General features: G+C 54.8%; 15 protein-coding genes and 1 pseudogene. 6 read left to right on the forward strand and 10 right to left on the reverse strand.

Features of this window, described 5'->3' with window-relative positions; genetic code table 11:
* The first annotated feature begins 420 nt into the window (after window positions 1–420).
* Entirely contained in the window at window positions 421–2010 is a 1590-nt protein-coding gene (locus tag NST84_RS28935) for a histidine kinase N-terminal 7TM domain-containing protein (protein ID WP_342563456.1), read from the forward strand.
* A 96-nt stretch (window positions 2011–2106) separates the two neighbouring features.
* Here the strand turns inward: NST84_RS28935 and NST84_RS28940 are convergent, their stop codons facing one another.
* Window positions 2107–2967: an MBL fold metallo-hydrolase gene (locus NST84_RS28940; RefSeq protein ID WP_342563457.1), complete on the reverse strand. Its 861-nt coding sequence runs from the start codon at window positions 2965–2967 to the stop codon at window positions 2107–2109.
* A gap of 253 nt (window positions 2968–3220) precedes the next feature.
* Between NST84_RS28940 and NST84_RS28945 the strand changes: the two genes are divergently transcribed.
* Window positions 3221–4066, forward strand: coding sequence for a DUF72 domain-containing protein (locus tag NST84_RS28945; protein WP_342563458.1), 846 nt, complete (start codon window positions 3221–3223; stop codon window positions 4064–4066).
* 34 nt (window positions 4067–4100) lie between these two features.
* Window positions 4101–5618 carry an alpha-amylase gene (locus NST84_RS28950; protein ID WP_342563459.1) on the forward strand — a complete coding sequence of 506 codons (1518 nt, stop codon included), beginning with the start codon at window positions 4101–4103 and terminating at the stop codon, window positions 5616–5618.
* Window positions 5619–5705: 87 nt separating this feature from the next.
* Here the strand turns inward: NST84_RS28950 and NST84_RS28955 are convergent, their stop codons facing one another.
* Window positions 5706–6314, reverse strand: a complete 609-nt coding sequence (locus tag NST84_RS28955) for a biotin transporter BioY (RefSeq protein ID WP_342563460.1) — start codon at window positions 6312–6314, stop codon at window positions 5706–5708.
* Between the two features lie 124 nt (window positions 6315–6438).
* On the opposite strand from NST84_RS28955, the gene NST84_RS28960 reads away from it, so the two are divergent.
* Both NST84_RS28960 and NST84_RS28965 read left to right on the forward strand, forming a co-directional pair.
* The gene (locus NST84_RS28960; protein WP_342563461.1) at window positions 6439–7251 is read left to right on the forward strand and encodes an ATP-binding cassette domain-containing protein; all 813 of its coding nucleotides are present in this window, start codon (window positions 6439–6441) and stop codon (window positions 7249–7251) included.
* Entirely contained in the window at window positions 7248–8981 is a 1734-nt protein-coding gene (locus NST84_RS28965; protein ID WP_342563462.1) for an ATP-binding cassette domain-containing protein, read from the forward strand. The genes NST84_RS28960 and NST84_RS28965 overlap by 4 nt, the downstream gene beginning before the upstream one ends.
* On the opposite strand, the gene NST84_RS28970 is transcribed toward NST84_RS28965, so the two are convergent.
* From NST84_RS28970 to NST84_RS28985, 4 genes and pseudogenes are all read right to left on the reverse strand, one after another.
* Window positions 8974–9837, reverse strand: a complete 864-nt coding sequence (locus NST84_RS28970) for a nitroreductase family protein (protein WP_342563463.1) — start codon at window positions 9835–9837, stop codon at window positions 8974–8976. The two genes, NST84_RS28965 and NST84_RS28970, sit on opposite strands and share 8 nt — an antisense overlap.
* A 326-nt stretch (window positions 9838–10163) precedes the next feature.
* On the reverse strand, window positions 10164–10520 hold the full coding sequence (locus tag NST84_RS28975) for a FlxA-like family protein (RefSeq protein ID WP_342563464.1): 357 nt from the start codon (window positions 10518–10520) through the stop codon (window positions 10164–10166).
* 140 nt (window positions 10521–10660) lie between these two features.
* Window positions 10661–11817 (reverse strand): annotated as a pseudogene (locus NST84_RS28980) (multidrug effflux MFS transporter).
* A 284-nt stretch (window positions 11818–12101) separates the two neighbouring features.
* Window positions 12102–12920: an ATP-binding protein gene (locus tag NST84_RS28985; RefSeq protein WP_342563465.1), complete on the reverse strand. Its 819-nt coding sequence runs from the start codon at window positions 12918–12920 to the stop codon at window positions 12102–12104.
* Window positions 12921–13122: 202 nt separating this feature from the next.
* Here NST84_RS28985 and NST84_RS28990 point away from each other — a divergent pair, with 202 nt between their 5' ends.
* Window positions 13123–13545: a hypothetical protein gene (locus tag NST84_RS28990; RefSeq protein WP_342563466.1), complete on the forward strand. Its 423-nt coding sequence runs from the start codon at window positions 13123–13125 to the stop codon at window positions 13543–13545.
* A gap of 57 nt (window positions 13546–13602) precedes the next feature.
* Here the strand turns inward: NST84_RS28990 and NST84_RS28995 are convergent, their stop codons facing one another.
* The 4 genes from NST84_RS28995 to NST84_RS29010 form a co-directional block, all read right to left on the reverse strand.
* Complete coding sequence (locus tag NST84_RS28995) at window positions 13603–14211, reverse strand: alpha/beta hydrolase (protein ID WP_342563467.1); 609 nt, start codon at window positions 14209–14211, stop codon at window positions 13603–13605.
* The gene (locus NST84_RS29000) at window positions 14208–15158 is read right to left on the reverse strand and encodes a ring-cleaving dioxygenase (protein ID WP_342563468.1); all 951 of its coding nucleotides are present in this window, start codon (window positions 15156–15158) and stop codon (window positions 14208–14210) included. The genes NST84_RS28995 and NST84_RS29000 overlap by 4 nt, the downstream gene beginning before the upstream one ends.
* 82 nt (window positions 15159–15240) lie before the next feature.
* A complete protein-coding gene (locus NST84_RS29005) occupies window positions 15241–15642 on the reverse strand; it encodes a DoxX family protein (protein ID WP_342566547.1) in 402 nt (133 codons plus the stop codon).
* A gap of 127 nt (window positions 15643–15769) precedes the next feature.
* On the reverse strand, window positions 15770–16240 hold the full coding sequence (locus tag NST84_RS29010) for a MarR family transcriptional regulator (protein ID WP_342563469.1): 471 nt from the start codon (window positions 16238–16240) through the stop codon (window positions 15770–15772).
* Window positions 16241–16657 lie beyond the last annotated feature (417 nt).

The following is a 16657-nucleotide window of genomic DNA, read 5'->3' on the forward strand; positions in this document are numbered from 1 at the left end:
ATCTGATTATTAAATGTTAATTAACACAACATATAACGTCTTTGTTGGGACTAAGTTGATATAGACATGTAGGATTAACTAACATCTTACACCCTGCTCTCAGGACACTCACTAGACAAAAGGTAAAATTGCGCCTGCGAAATTCCGTCACTTTGTCTAGGTACCAAATTAGATTATTAAAGATTACAGTTTATGCCGATATATATAAATGGGGGATTTCACTCCCTGTCCAGAGCTGTTTGGACTACTTTGGTTATGCCTGAAGGCCGAATGTTATCCATAGCCAACTGTGATACTATTTATGTATATCCTTGATAAAACGGGAGAAAATTCGCCGATGTTCAATACTGGTCTTAACGGGCTGCGGCCCGGTATAGCAGAACAGGCAATTGACGCCTACCCTGTGAGGAGGCCTGCAGCATGGAATCTTTGGTGGCAAATTATATTATTATCGTTTCTATATCCGGAGTGCTGAATGCGCTCCTTGCACTGTTCGCCTACTACAAGAAGACTGATTTTGCGGGGATTAGAGCCTTTATTTGCAGCTCTTTTTTCTCGGCGGTTTATATATTCGCGTTTGCTCTGGAGCTGTCAGGCAACACCATGCAGGAAATCGGGTTCTGGATCAAGGTGGAGTATCTGGGCATGCCTTTCATTGCTCCCTGCAGCCTGATTATGATCATGCATTTTGTAGGGCTGGAGCGTCTGATTAATAAAAAGCTGTTAATTCCGCTCTTCGCTGTTCCTATTATTTCAGTGCTGCTGGTGTGGACCAATGAATACCACCATCTGTTCTACAAATCCATGGTGTTCCGGGAAGATGCCCCCACCCTGCTGGTTGATGTCGGAATGGGTCCCTGGTATATAGTGCAGGGCAGCGTGACCTTCGGTTCCATGCTCGCCGGGATGTGCCTGATTCTCTGGCAGTGGAACCGGATGAAGCGGGTGTACCGGCGGCAGATGATCACCATATTTATCGGGCAGTTTTTGCCGGCTCTGGGCGCGTTCCTCTATTTAATAGACATGACCCCCTACGGTTCGGACCCCGTACCGGTCATTATGAGTGTGACTTCAACCCTGTATTTCTGGGCAATCCTGTCCAGAGGCATGCTGACTGCCGCTCCTATCGCCCGTGAAAATCTGTTCGAAAGCATGCGCGACGGGGTGCTGGTAACCGACCGTTTTGATTTGCTTATAGACTATAACCAGGTTGCAGCCGGGATGATGGAGGGTCTGGACTCTTCGGCAATCGGCCGCTCTCTGGCCCAGCTGTTTCTGCCTGCCGGCAAGGATGCCGTGGATTACGTGATGAATGCCGACCCGCTGCTGAGTGAAGAACGGGAGCTGGCCTGGAATATAGGCGGCAACACCTGCTATTACCAGGTCCGCTCGTCTCCGGTGCTCAAGAAGGACGGAAGTGCCGCCGGGCGGATGATCGTGCTGATCGATGTAACCGAGCGGAAGCTGCTTCAGGATAAGCTCCAGCAGCTGGCAACCATCGACAGCCTGACCGGAATCTATAACCGGACTCATTTCATGGAGCTCAGCCGGGGGCTGCTGGCGCAGGCGCCGGACAACCGGAGTCCGCTCTCGATTATTTTGCTGGACATCGACTTTTTCAAAAACATCAATGACCGTTACGGCCACCAGTACGGCGATATGGCACTCCAGCATGTCGTAGGCGTATGTTCCAGGCATATCCGTGAAGGGGATGTATTCGGGCGGTATGGGGGAGAAGAGTTTGTAATGTGCCTGCCGGATACCCCGCTGAAGCAGGCTGCCCTATTGTCAGAGCAGATCCGCAGCGATGTGGAGCGAAGCCCTATGTATACAGTGTCGGGTCAGATTAATGTAACAGCCAGCTTTGGCGTAGTGGAGGCTAGTCCGACGAGCTTATCCCTCGAGGAGCTGCTCTCTGAAGCCGATCATGCCCTCTATACCTCCAAGCGTACCGGGCGTAATGCCGTGCACATGTCCAGCGGAGCAGCGATTACGCATTTCAGGCCCTGACAGCATGCGCGGCAGCTAGAACAGGTTATAACACAGTACAGCCCCGTTCCATCTGGAACGGGGCTGTTTTTATGATTTTATTTTGACGGAATCAGCTTAAGCTCCCCTGGCTCCGGCCATAAAGTACTCCACACCCTGCAGCAAGTCTGCCGGCAGTTCATCCAGCTGTAAATCTGCCCTCAACTCAAGCAGCACCCGTTCACGGTCAGCCCCGAAGACCTCTGCCAGCCGGGCTATCCGTTCCCAGGGTGCCAGATCAGCCCGGAACTCCGCCCCGCTCATCGGAACACCATGGGATTCCACCAGCCAGTCTGCTCCGAAGCTATAGGCGGTTTCCAGCAGTCTGAGAAACTCTATACTGCTGTACATGCGCGGCCCCCCGTATACAGACGGTCCAAGCGCATCGCCCAGAAACAGTACTTTGTCTTCCCTGACATACAGTACACAGGAATCTGCAGCATGGTCGCCTCCGACATGACGGAGCTCGCAGCTCACATCTCCGAGATCAATAACAAGGCTGTGAGTAAAAAGAATATCCGGTTTACCGACAGTAATCTGCCTCGCTTCACCGTATTCAAGACGAATATGCTGTGCACTTTCTCTGCTGATAATCTCTGCCTGCACCAGCTCCTCCAGTTCCTCATCCGACCATCCCCGTCCGCTTAGGCCGCCCAGCACCCCGGCCGTTTTCTCATGGGCAATAACCGGAACATTCCAGGCGCTTATCCCGAAGCTGTGATCCCAGTGCCAATGCGTCAGCACGAGCAGATCCGGCTGGCGAAACCCCCGTCTGTCCAGTTCCTCACGGAAGCAGTCTGCATGAGCAGGTGATGCGCCAGCATCCATTAATAACGTCCGGCCCCCGCCGGCAATGGCCGCGAGCACCGGCCGGTCAGTTTCATGCTCCGCATGCATAATCACAATATGCGGACTGATCTGTTCAAACCTGTGGTCCATTTTCAGGTTTCCTCCTATAACATTAATTAGGCTTAGGACAGGCCGGCCAAGTATATCCCTGCATTCTTTTGGCGATAAAGGCACCCATAGCGATATGACCGGATGCCCGCCTTTTGCCGCCGTATCCCCCATGTTGCCCTAGATACAGGGATTAATCAACACTGTTTGTTTGCAGCAGTACAATTTAAGTTTAATAAGAAATAGCTAATCTCCTCACTCCATTACACAAGACAGCCGCAAGGGGGAAAATGCGATGATCAAAATCGGGCTAACCGGCTTCGGTGACCACGATGAGCTGTACGGCAAAATCAAGCCGGCCGAACGCCTCCCTGCCTACAGCGCCCATTTTCCCATCGTGGAAATCGACAGCTCCTTTTATGCGGTACAGCCGGTCCGTAATTATGTAAAGTGGGCCTCACAAACCCCGGATGACTTTCAGTTTATCGTAAAGGCCTATCAGGGAATGACCGGACATCTGCGCGGTAAAAAGAATTACTACGATTCCACCGGTGAGATGTACGAAGCGTTTCATCACTCCATCGCCCCAGTGCGGGAGGCCGGCAAACTGGCTATGACCCTGTTCCAGTTCCCGCCATGGTTTGACTGCACCAAGGAAAATGTGGATTTTCTGCGTGAGGTCAAAGAACGGATGCTGGATGTTCCGTCAGCGGCGGAATTCCGCAATGAGTCCTGGTACAGCCCGGAAATGCGCGACAGAACACTCGGCTTTCTGGAACGCGAAGGCTGGATTCACACCGTAGCCGATGAGCCGCAGGCGGGCTCAGGCTCCATCCCGATTGTCCCTGTAGCGACAAACCCCGATATCACTTATGTCCGGCTGCACGGCCGCAATGTCCAGGGCTGGAACCAGAGCAGCCACCCTGACTGGCGCAAGCTGCGCTATCTGTACCGTTACAGCACAGAAGAACTTATGGAATGGCGGGACCGCCTGCTGGAGCTGGAAAAAAGCTGCCGTGAGCTGTACGTGGTCTTCAACAATAATTCTGCAGGTGACGCTACCCCTAACGCAAAAGAGCTCCAGGCGCTGCTGGGAATCGACGGCGGCCTGGCCCCGCTTCAGCTGGACCTGTTTAACTGAGTACCCGTCCCTACATATTAGGAGGTTATTAGAGATGAAGAGAAACCATACGATGATGCAGTTTTTTGAGTGGCATGTTGAAGCGGACGGGCAACACTGGAAGCGGCTGGCTGAGATGGCCCCGGATATCAAGGCAGCCTATATGGATTCGGTCTGGGTTCCGCCGGTAACCAAGGCTGTCTCCGGCGAAGATACCGGATACGGAGTATACGATCTCTATGACCTGGGAGAGTTCGACCAGAAAGGCTCGATCCGGACCAAATACGGTACAAAGCAGGAGCTGGTTGAGGCGATTGCCGAGTGCCTGAAGAACGGCATTGCCGTCTATGTGGATCTCGTTATGAACCATAAAGCCGGTGCTGATGAGACGGAGGTGTTCCAGGTCATTGAGGTGGACCCGAATGACCGCAACAAGGATATTTCCGAGCCTTTTGAGATTGAGGGCTGGACCAAGTTCAACTTCCCGGGACGCGGCGAGGAGTATTCCGCCTTCAAATGGGATCACACCCATTTTAACGGCACCGACTTTGACGCCAAAGAAGGCCGGACCGGCGTATTCCGGATCAACGGCCAGAACAGGGCTTGGAACCAGAATGTGGACGACGAATTCGGCAATTACGATTACCTGATGTTCGCCAACATTGACTACCTTCATGAGGATGTTAAACGGGAGATGCTGGACTGGGGAAAATGGCTGGTCGATACCCTGCAGTGCAGCGGCTACCGGCTGGATGCCATCAAGCATATCAACCATGAGTTTATTAAAGAGTTCGCCCAGGAGATGAAAAGAAAGCGCGGCGAGGACTTTTATATCGTCGGCGAGTTCTGGAACTCCAATCTCGAAGCCTGCCGCGAATTCCTCAATACGGTTGATTATCAGATCGATTTGTTCGATGTATCCCTGCATTACAAGCTCTATTCCGCTTCTCTTGCAGGCCGGGATTTTGATCTGACGAAAATTTTTGAGGATACGCTGGTCCAGACCCATCCGCTGAATGCCGTGACATTCGTGGACAACCACGATTCACAGCCTCATGAGGCGCTGGAATCCTGGGTTGGCGACTGGTTCAAGCAAAGCGCATACGCGCTCATTCTGCTCCGCCGTGACGGTTACCCTGTTGTCTTCTATGGTGATTACTATGGAATTGGCGGTCCGACTCCGGTTGATCCGAAGAAGGCCGCCATTGATCCGCTGCTCTATACCCGGTATCACAAGGCCTACGGCGAGCAGGATGATTACTTCGATCATCCCAACACCATCGGCTGGGTGCGCCGCGGTGTGGAAGAACTGCCAGGTTCCGGCTGTGCAGTAGTCATCTCAAACGGCGATGACGGCGAGAAGCGGATGTTCCTTGGCGAAGAACGGGCCGGGGAGGTCTGGACGGATTTCACCCGGAACCGCGAGGAGACCATAACCATCGGTGAAGACGGCTGGGCTGTATTTCCGGTAAATGGCGGCAGCGTATCTGTCTGGGCGCTGCCGGACCAGGAGGATGCCGAGCAGGAAGATGCTGGACAGGAGCAGGGTGCTGACAGCGCGGAGAAGCATTAATAACGAAATAGAAACGGCCGCCGTCCTGATCCGGACGGCGGCCGTTTTGTTCTTATAGCCCTACGAGATCTGCAGGCGTCAGCCTGCTTAGCGGCTGATCGTCGGCTGATCACCCTCAGCCCAGCCCCCGCTGTCACTGTTCAGTATCCGCTCAATCGGATATACCTGCCGAACAGCAGTTACGACACCTGCGCAGAGAACCGCTTTGACAAGATCGCCCGGTATAAATGGCCACATTCCTGCAGTCAGCGCCTTGGAGAGGGAATCCATCCCTGTTGAATGGGCCAGCCACCATACCCCTCCGGGATAGACCAGCAGTGCACCAAATACAATGTTGGCAATTGCCAGCTTGGGAAACGTATATTTATTCTGCTTCATACGCTGGGAGCACAGGCCGATCAGGAAAGCTGCAACCGGCCACGAGAAAATATAGCCTGCCGTCGGCCCCACCAGCACCGCCACTCCGCCGCTGCCGCCCATAACCGGGAATCCGGCTGCACAAAGGCCGATGACGATAAGCACAGCCAGCGTTCCGTAGCGCGCTCCAAGCACCGCACCCGCCAGCATCACCGCCAGTGTCTGCAACGTAATCGGCACGGCCGAGATCGGCAGATAGATTTTGAGAAAACTGAGTGCAATCATGACTCCGGCAAATAATGCGCTGAAGATCAGGCCGCGAGTCGTCCATTTTTTCATTATCAGAAGGCCCCCGTAATTTTAGAAACACTATATCATCCCGGTCTGTATACATCAATCTTTAAATTTTTGCTATAATCAAGAGCAATTGTGGACTAATGGTGTGAAGGAAGCAGGTATAACGATGATTACAGCGCAAAATATAGCCTTCTCCTACCGGGACGGCCAGCGCAGGCTGCCGGTATTACAGGGGATTTCCATACATATCGCCCGCGGTGAATGGGTCGCCCTGACCGGAGCGAACGGCTGCGGCAAGTCATCCCTGATCCGGATGTTTAACGGTCTGAATATCCCGTCCGCCGGCAATCTGCATGCGGCCGGCCTTGATCTCCGGTCTGCGGCAAACCGCGCAGCCGTGAAACAGCATATCCAGCTTGTATTTCAGAATCCCGAATCCCAGAACATCGGCTCCACGCCTTATGAGGATGTTGCCTTCGGGCTGGAGAACCGCGGGCTGGCCCGGGGTGAAATGGATGCGCAGATCCGCCGGGTGCTGCAGCAGGTAGGGCTGGCCCATAAATGGGCCGATGAGATTACTGCCCTTTCCGGCGGGGAACGCCAGCGTCTGGCTGTTGCCTGCTGCCTGGCCTTACAGGCAGAGATGATTATCTTCGATGAGGCCACATCGATGCTGGACCCTGCCGGGCGGAGCCGCATTATGGAGCTGGCCCGGGATTTATGGCGCCGGGGAACCACGATTCTGTGGGTGACCCAGCGTCCGGAGGAGCTCGCCGAGAGCCCGAGGGTCGCCGTAATGGAGCAGGGAACAATGCGCTATGACGGTGATCCGCGAACCCTGTTCTACAGCTCCGGGCTCCCGGAGCTGCTCGGCTGGGAGCCGCCGCCGGTCATCCGGATCGGCCGGCTGCTGCAGTCGCGCGGCTGGCCCCTGGAACTGCTCCCGCTAACTGAGCAGGAACTGGAGGCCGTGTTATGAGCATAAGGGCAGAGAAGGTTTACTACGAATACGATACCGCTGCCGCTGCTCTGCGGGATGTTAATCTGGAGATCAGCAGCGGCACCCTGGCCATCCTCTGCGGAGTGACCGGCAGCGGAAAGTCTACTCTGCTGCGGCTGCTGTCCGGGCTCGATACGCCCTCTTCGGGCAGGATTTTTTATGCCGGTAAGGCAGACGGGGCGCCTAAAGTATCCATAGTGTTCCAGCAGCCGGAAACTCAGCTGTTTGCCGGCACCGTGCACAAAGAAATGGAATACGGCCTTGAGCAGCACGGTGTACCCAAAGTACAACGGCTGGAGCTGATCCGCAGCGCCATGTCCAGAGCCGGGCTGCCTTATGAAATCTTCGCCGGCCGCTCCCCTTTCCTGCTCAGCGGCGGGGAGAAGCGGCGGCTGTGCATCGCCGCCGCCCTTGCTGTGCAGCCGGAGCTGCTGATTCTCGATGAGCCGACGGCGGGGCTTGATCCGCAGTCTGCTCATTCGCTGCTGCAGCTGGTGCAGCAATTAAGGGCAGAAGGCATCACCCTGATCATCGGCACACATGAGCTGGACAGCCTGCTCCCGCTGGCCGACCAGGCGGTCGTAATGCACCGGGGAACCGTGCATTACGACGGGCCGCCGGCGAAGCTTGCAGCAGACCATCAGCTGCTCCGGGCGGCAGGACTGGAACCGCCTGCGTACTCGCGTATTGGAGACAGACTCCGCCGGCAGGGGCTGCTGGCGGAGCAGCCGGGCAGCATCGAAGAGCTGCTGGCCGGACTGGCACTGCTGCCGGTGCCTCCGGCTGGCGGCGGTTCAGCTGAGACACAGGAGCCGTACGGTACTGCTGGAGTTAGTTCTGCGGAGCCGCATGAGCATGGCGGTGCTGCAGTCGGTGATTCAGCGGAGATACGTGAACCATATGGGGTTACGGGCGGTAGGCCGGGAGAAAACCAGGACAGGAAATCTGCCCGCCGGGCCCGCTGGAAAGAGCTGGACCCCCGGGTCAAATGGCTGGGGATGCTGCTTGGGTCTCTGATTGTACTAGGCATGAACAGTCTGCCGCCATTGCTGCTGGCAGCACTCCTGATTGGCGGATTAATCAGCTCAGCGGCGCTTCCCTGGAGCAGAACAGTCCGGTTCTTCCGCCCCTTCCTGCTGATGTTCCTGTTCCTGTGGCTGCTGTCTGCGCTGGACTGGAATTCTCCCGACCTCGCGCTCGGGCCGGTCGGGTTCAGTACAGACGGAATGATGCGGGGAGGGCTTAATGTGCTGCGCTTTCTGCTGCTGATTGCTCTTGGCTTCCTGTTTACAGAGACCACAACAGGCGCGCCGCTGCGCGAAGCGCTGGAATGGGTACTCACTCCGCTCAAGAAGCTTGGCATCCGTACCCGGGGCTGGTCACTGGCTGTATCAGTTACCCTGCAGTTTGTCCCCTGGATTCTCGGTAAGCTGAATCAGCTGCAGCTGGCACTGAAATCGCGCGGTAAACCGCAGCAAGGTCTCGCCCGCTGGACTCCGCGTCAGGTCGGCATGCTCATCGTGCCGCTCCTGATCCTAGTCATCAGCATGGGGGATGAGCTGGCCACAGCCGTTGAATCGCGGGGCTATGACCCTAAAAAGGCCAGGACACCGGCATACACGCTGAACTGGAAGTCCGCGGATACACTGGCGCTGGCCTGTGTTGTTCTTACAGCAGCTGTGCTGTGGTGGTTCTCCCTGATCAGCTGAGTTTGTAGCTCAGCATGTATTCTGTGTGCTGGTCGATGACACCCAGCTGCGGGTCGCGCATTGTCCAGACTCCCGGAATGCCCAGTTCCTTGCAGGCCAGCTCAAAATTGCAGGCAGCTATCCCGATATCGATCCGCTGCATTTCAAAACCAAGCTTATTCCCGCTGTAATTCGGCGTATGCTGCAGATAGAAATGGATCTCCTGCCGGTCTGCAGACAGCACAGCCCGCCATGGCTGCTTATTGGAAGCTGACGGGCCGAGCCGGACCATCTCCAGTGCGGCAGCCAGGCTGCCGGCATCCCCGGGCGCCAGCAGATGTTCGAAGCTGGCGTCATAATATAAGTCCCGCCACGGCTTCTTCTGGTCCGCCTTGACCACATAACGCATAGTAGCGTCCAGCAGCCGCTGCTTCTCACGCGGATAGCCAAGCGGTGTAATACAGGGAATAATCTCCCCGGGCTTAGGCGCCAGTTCACGGGTAAACGACCTGCGGTTAAAGGTCCCGCCAATCCAGCAGGTTCCCAGGCCAAGGCCTGTAGCATACAGAATCAGCTTATGAAAAATATAACCAAACTCCAGCAGCGCCTTCCGGTCGTTTGTAACGACCCCTACCAGATAGGCCTGCGGATTCTGGATAACACCATAAGCGCCAAGCTTGATGGCCTTGCTATCCTCGCCGCCGCCTTTGGCCCAGACCCATTCTACCCCGGCTGTCCCGCCGAAGGGACCGCGCAGATTCTCCTCCTGCCGCAGATAATCCATAATGGCTGCATGCACTTTTTCCCCGATCGGGGTCGTCTCATAAGTGCGTACCGATTTACGTTTTTCAATAATATCCATTACCGTCATATCCATAAGCCCGGCCCCTTTTCACCACATTATAATTGCATTAACGCGTTAAAGTTGTAGTTATGATTAAGAACTCACTGAAGCTGCTAAGCGTTAGAGTTCGTAACTTTTTTCACAACCTAATTTTAACATTTGTACGGGTTAATGCATAGCCGCTGGCAGTTCATTCAGAGGGGATTTTTAGCTATATTAAAGCTTTGGAAAACTTATCCTCAAGGTTATGCACAGCTTATCCACAACTGAGGATAAAACTGTATTTTTCTGTTATAAAAAAAGGACCTCCCTCACGGCAAAGGATGTCCTCTTTTTGAACTATCTTATTACAGTGCAGATCAGACCCGGATATCGAATCTTCCTTCACTGTCGGTTGTAGCTGTGGCAATCTGTGCTGCGCTGGCAGCCTTCAAGAGATTGGTGTCTGTTGGTTTTTCAGCCTGTGCGCTTTGCGCCGCTTCAGAAGAACTGCTGCTGCTCTTGGACTTCCGGGCGATCTGCGCTTCAATCTGCTTAATCTGCTGCTCCAGCTGCTTTGTCTTGGTTTCCTTGGTCTTTTCGTCGTCCTTGCTGGCCTCGACCTTTTCGAGGTCGGCTTCCAGCTTCGCTTTTTGTTTCTCAAGTGCACCGGTGTCAGTGGCACTGGATGAAGTATAGGAAGCGGAAGCTGTGGATGTTGCAGATGAAATATTCATACTCGTTCCCCCTTTCACCTTTCAATATATACCCTTTGCCAAAATATAACGTTAAAATGGGCTGAAGGTTTGCTGAAAGTATGGGGATGGTGCACTTCAGGCAAAGGCGGACAGCAGTAAAACGGTGAGATCTCTGCGGCTCATCGCCGTCCTCCCTCTGTGCCTCTGCACAGCAGCAGATAAGACAGGACGGATAAGAGACCTGCGGCAGCAATGACGACTGCCATCGGCAGCGCCGTTTCGTCACCGCCGAGTCCGACCAGCGGAGCGACGCAGCCGCCCAGCAGCAGCGGGAGCAGTCCGAGCAGCGCCGAGGCGCTGCCTGCCGTTTCCGCCTGATCCTGCATCGCCAGCGAGAAGGTCGTTGTGCTGATCATCCCGACGCTTGAGACAACCGCAAGCAGACAGATGAGAATCGGCCACAGGCCGCCGCCGGCCAGAACCGTAATCAGCAGCAGCACTCCGCCCAGCGCACAGAGCAGCAGACCGCTGGCCAGCAGCCTGCGCTCGCCGTACCTGCCGGACAATCTGCCGGCAATTTGTCCCGTAACAATAATGCCGAGTCCGTTAACGGCAAAGATCAGGCTGTACATCTGCGGGGATACCCCGAACATATTTTGCAGCACAAAGGAAGAACCGGAAATATACGCGAACATAGCCGCCATGACAAAGCTCTGTGAAAGCGCGTAGCCCATAAACCGCCCGTTGCGGAGCAGTCCGCGGAAGGTAAGGAGCGTGCCTTTCAGGCCGCTTTTGACGCGCCGTTCCTTGGGCAGTGTCTCCGGCAGGCGCAGCAGAATCGTTGCACAAAAGAGCAGTCCGGCTGCAAAAAGCACGATAAATACACCCTGCCAGGTCGTCACTCTCAGCAGCTGCCCGCCGATAATCGGCGCAAGAATCGGCCCAAGCCCGTTCACAATCATCAGGAGCGAGAAGAACCTGGTTAATTCAGAGCCGCTGTACAGGTCGCGGACGGCAGCGCGCGAGATGACCACACCTACCGAGCCGGCCAGCCCCTGGATAAAACGCAGCACAATTAAAAGGCCGATCGACGGGCTGAAAGCACACAGCAGGGAAGATACGGTGTAAATCAGCATACCGATCAGCAACGGGCCGCGTCGGCCGCGGACATCACTCAGCGGACCTGCCACCAGCTGCCCGGAGGCCAGTCCAAGCAGAAAAAAGTCAGACTAAGCTGTACCAGCGCAGCGCTGGTTCCGAAATGCTGGGCCAGCTCCGGCAGGGCCGGCAAATACATATCAATCGACAGCGGGCCGATCGTAGCAATCGCCCCCAGTATAACTGCCAGCTGCAGCCGCTGGCTGCGGGACGGCCCTCTGCCGCAAGCGTGCGGCTATTCATTTTTTCTTTAATCATGTTTCTATGACGCCAACCTTTCTGCAGCAGCCTAAACGGCCTGTTTTTTAGTAATCTTCATACTACCTGATCGGGGCGGAAATGTTCAATGCTTTTTGATTGGAGACAGCCGGCGGCGTTCAAGCGGTGAGCAGGCAGCCATAGAAAAAAAGGACCCCCGAAAGGAGTCCTGCAGCCGATACCCTGTAAAAGTCTACAGCAAACTTACTGCGCCCGGCGCAGATTATATTCGGTATACGCCTCACAGATCAGACGGTATTCCAGCACGGCATCCGCTATAATCGCTTTGCGTCTGGCCTTCAGCACAATTTGTTCAATATCGGCAAAGCTGCAGCCTGCCAGCAGGCCGGCCGTTTCCGCCACTATCCCTTGCGCATCCTCATTCCCCGCGAGCAGCAGTCCGATGTACCGTTTCCTGTCTTCTACATCCGGGGACGCATACGTCATCCGTGTATCAAAACGCCGCCACACCGCCGGATCGAGCTCCTCCTCAAGGTTGGTTGCGGCGATAAACACACTGTCACCTGCGAACTCGTCGAGACACTGCAGCAGCGTATTGACCACACGGGCCATCTCCTTCACCTCATCCCCGGAGTCGCGCATCCGCCCCAGCACATCAAATTCATCGAGAAACAGCACACACGGCACCCCGGCAGCATAGTCAAAAACCTTCCGCACATTGCTGGCCGTCTCCCCCAGATGGCTGTGAATCACCGTATCCAGCCGGACCAGGACAAGCGGCAGGTCCAGCTGATGGGCCAGGTGAAAAGCAGTCAGCGTCTTGCCCGTACCCGGAGGGCCGAACATTACAAGCTTATTAGGCAGAGGTACATCCGCCGCCGCAAACCGCTCCTTCATACCGAGAATGGTAATGAACTCATCCACTATAGTCCGGTTCTGTCTGCTCAGCACAATGTGCCGGGCCTTCCGCGCACACTCCTTCGGCGTATACACACTCGCCATATCAAGCCCCTTGGCCCGGGGAAGCCGGGCTTGGCTGTTGTTCTTTTTGCTGCTGTTCACGTTATAGTATGCTCCTTATGCCTAGAGTCTGATTTTTAATTAATAGTAATTGTTACGATTAAAATCATAGCAGAGTCTGAAGCAAAATGCTACCCGGGAGAATATTCGCGCTCAGGCGTGTTGAGTGAAGAGGATCAGCGGGAGCGCCCGTCGGATGTGCCTACCGGCGGCCGGCTGGGCGGAGGGTAGTGGAGTGTGCTGAATGTGCTCCATTAGTGGGAAAAATCCCTTTGGCGCAGTGGCAGGCTTAGGCAATTACGCATATTCGAGATCGATCGATAGTAAGCAAAAAACCGCCCGCAGGGGCTCCCAAGAGTTTTTAACCCTCTTGTCGGCAGCCCCACAGGCAGTTACAAGCGTTGCAAGTATTATGTTGCTGGTGTTGCCGGTGTTGCTGGTGTTGCTGGTGTTGCTGGTGTTGCTGGTGTTGCTGGTGTTGCTGGTGTTGCTGGTGTTGCTGGTGTTGCTGGTGTTGCTGGTGTTGCTGGTGTTGCTGGTGTTGCTGGTGTTGCTGGTGTTGCTGGTGTCTATGCTTCTATTGTTACTGGTACGGGAGTTACTAATGTTACTTAAGCAACTACAGCTACTCGAGCACCAATGTTACTTGTCGTACAAATGCCCTTAGTGCTGCAAAGAGCACCATCCGTACGCAAGATGCACGCCTGAGCATGCACAACCGAGCTTACTTACCCCGCTGCCCCAGCCAAGCTCTGGCCGCTTCGACCTCAGCCGTGCTCAGGCGGTGGCCCTGATTGCCCCAGTGGGTAGCGACTTCGGCTCCGGCGCCCTGTAGCAGCTGCTCCAGCTCACGCGTTTCCTCAGTACGGATCAGCGGATCGTTTGTGCCGGCGCCGATGAAGACTGCGGCGTCAGCAAGGGAAGGCAGTTCCATCCCCCGCAGCGGAACCATCGGGTGCAGCAGCACCGCCGAGCGGAAAACCGGCCCGTAATGGAACAGCAGGCTGCCGGCAATGTTAGCTCCGTTGGAGTAACCCACGGCGACGAGGTTGCTGCTGTCGAAGCCGTATTGCTCCGCTGCGCTATCCAGGAACTGTTTTACTTCATGAGTGCGGAACACCAGGTCCTCCTCATCGAATACACCTTCGGCGAGCCGGCGGAAGTAACGCGGCATGCCGTTCTCCAGCACATTTCCCCGGATGCCCAGCACCGAGGAGCCGGGAGACAGCATTTCTGCCAGCGGAAGCAGATCATGCTCATTGCCTCCCGTACCATGGAACAATACAAGGGTCGGCCGGCTGGCATCTGTACCTTTTTTAAAAATATGAATCATACACGGTTCGCCTCCACTTCACGGATTTTAAACGGGCTCAGCTTCTCTTCAATCACGGCACGGTTTGGTTCAAACCAGGCTGGCAGCATGAGCTTTTCACCCAGCTTATCAGCGTCCTCATCACGGGCAAAGCCCGGAGGATCGGTAGCAATTTCAAACAGGATGCCGCCTTCCTCGCGGAAGTAAATGGCGTTAAAATACTGGCGGTCCTGCACCGGCGTCGGCTGATAGCCATGGCTCTGGACAGTGCGGCCCCACTGAAGCTGCTCGGCATCATCCTTGGCACGCCAGGCGATATGGTGCACAGTGCCTGTGCCTCCGCCGCCCTGCGGTACCGGTGTTGTTCTCAGATCAATAATGTTGCCGATGTCTGCAGAAGAACGGTAGCGGATATACCCGTCGCCTTCGGCAATCTGCTCAAGGCCCAGCGTGCGGGTCAGCGTATCGGCTGTTTTATCAGGATTCATGCTGTAGAGCACTGCGCCGCCAAAGCCTTTAATCGCATGCTCGGCAGGCACTCCCCCGAAGGACCAGGTGCTGAGCGCGCCGGCTTCACGTTCCACCAGCTCAATCCGCAGCCCGTCATAATCCGCGAACGACAGGTACGATTCGCCAATACGCGTTACTTTGGTCACTGGAATCCGGTAATCGGCCAGCCGCTGCTCCCAGAAGCCAAGCGACCCGGCCGGCACAGCATAAGTAGTCACTCCGACCTGACCGCCGCCGATTCTGCCTTTGCGTCCTGTTGCCCAAGGAAAGAAAGTGATAATTGTACCCGGAGAGCCCTGCTCATCCCCGAAATAGAGATGGTACACCTCCGGCACGTCGAAGTTGATCGTCTTTTTTACAAGTCTCAGTCCAAGAATGCCGGCATAAAAATCAGCATTCTGCTGCGCATCTCTGACAAAAGCGGTAATATGGTGGATCCCTGCAGTTTGAAGTGTCATTTTTCCCATCTCCTCTAAGGTTTGTGTTCTATTAATGTGTCCTATTTATAGTAGAAAGCTAAAGCGCCAAGCCTTACCTGTCTCAGTTAAAAAAGAGGGCATCCAGCGAAATCGAACCAGGTCCGGTCAAAGCCACCGCTACTGCGACTACCAGCACTGTCAGCGGAAACTCAATTCCGTTAGCGGTTGACCAGAACCCGTTCGGAGCATGAACCTTAATGATCGCCCCGAGCATCGTTACTGCAATCAGTACAGCCGCCACCGGAGTCAGCAGCCCTGCTGCGAACAGCACCCCGCCCGCCAGCTCCATGATCCCGGCCGCAATGGCCATCGCAACCCCCGGTTTAATGCCGATGGATTCCATCCAGCCTCCCGTTCCTTTCGGGCCGTAACCGCCAAACCAGCCGAACAGCTTTTGTGCACCATGACCGATAAAAGCAACCCCGATAACCAATCTCAACAATAATAATCCTACACTAACCATTTTAAACACGCTCCATTCTCTTTTTTTTAATTATCTTAACATTAAGATATAGGGTAAAAATTTTTGGCCTATCCGGCCTGTATATTATCTTTCTCTCTCTATACCGTATGCTTTTTCAAAAAAAATCCTACACGCCTTTGCCCAGCTTCTTCAGCAGCTCTGTCGTCTGCTTCTTCTCGTCCTCGCTAAGTCCGCCCATCAGCCCGTGAATCGAGGAAACATGCTTGGGGAAAATGTCGTCGAACAGCTCGCGGCCAGCCTCCGTAATCTCAGCGTAAGTCACACGGCGGTCCTCATCACAAGGCACCCGCTTGAGCAGCCCGCGCTTTTCCAGCTTGTCGATGTTATAAGTGATACTTCCGCTGGTAACAAGAATCTTCTCGCCGATCTGCTGCAGCGGAATCCGTGTCCGGTGATACAACACCTCCAGGACCATGAATTCAGCCGAAGCCAGACCGTGGCTCTTCATATCCTTGACCGCGTGATCCATCAGACTTTTATATGCTTTGGACAAAACAACGAACAGCTTCAGTGATGCGGCCTGATCCAGGTCGGGGCTGCCGGTTGTTTTGCTAATCAGTTCATTATAGTCGCTCATCTTGCACACCTCCATTTCTCGTACATGCCGGTCACTTCTTGCGGGTGAACCGCTCGCCGTTATGTCTTTAAGTTAATTATCTTTAAGTTAAGATAAATATACGCCATCTATTCTCTATTGTCAACAGTATATTGCAAAATTAATCTGCCCGGGTTTGACCTCCCTTTCAAAACGGCGTATCCTTTTGAATACGGTGCTGACGGGACAGGCTGCTGCTGCGGACCGGAGCCGAAAGGATCGGCTGTACATATAAACGCCGGGACCGGCAGGGACAAACAAGATCTGTCACAAGTAGAACCCACCTCGCCGTCCCTCAAGGAAAGCGGCAACGATAGCGCAGAACATATCGATTCTTATCATTATAAAAATAACGCAGCCGCTCTTCATAGCCTACTAACCGTACGCCTTATTAAAAAG

The organism is Paenibacillus sp. FSL R7-0345, from assembly GCF_038595055.1.
Taxonomy (GTDB): Bacteria; Bacillota; Bacilli; order Paenibacillales; family Paenibacillaceae; genus Paenibacillus_AQ.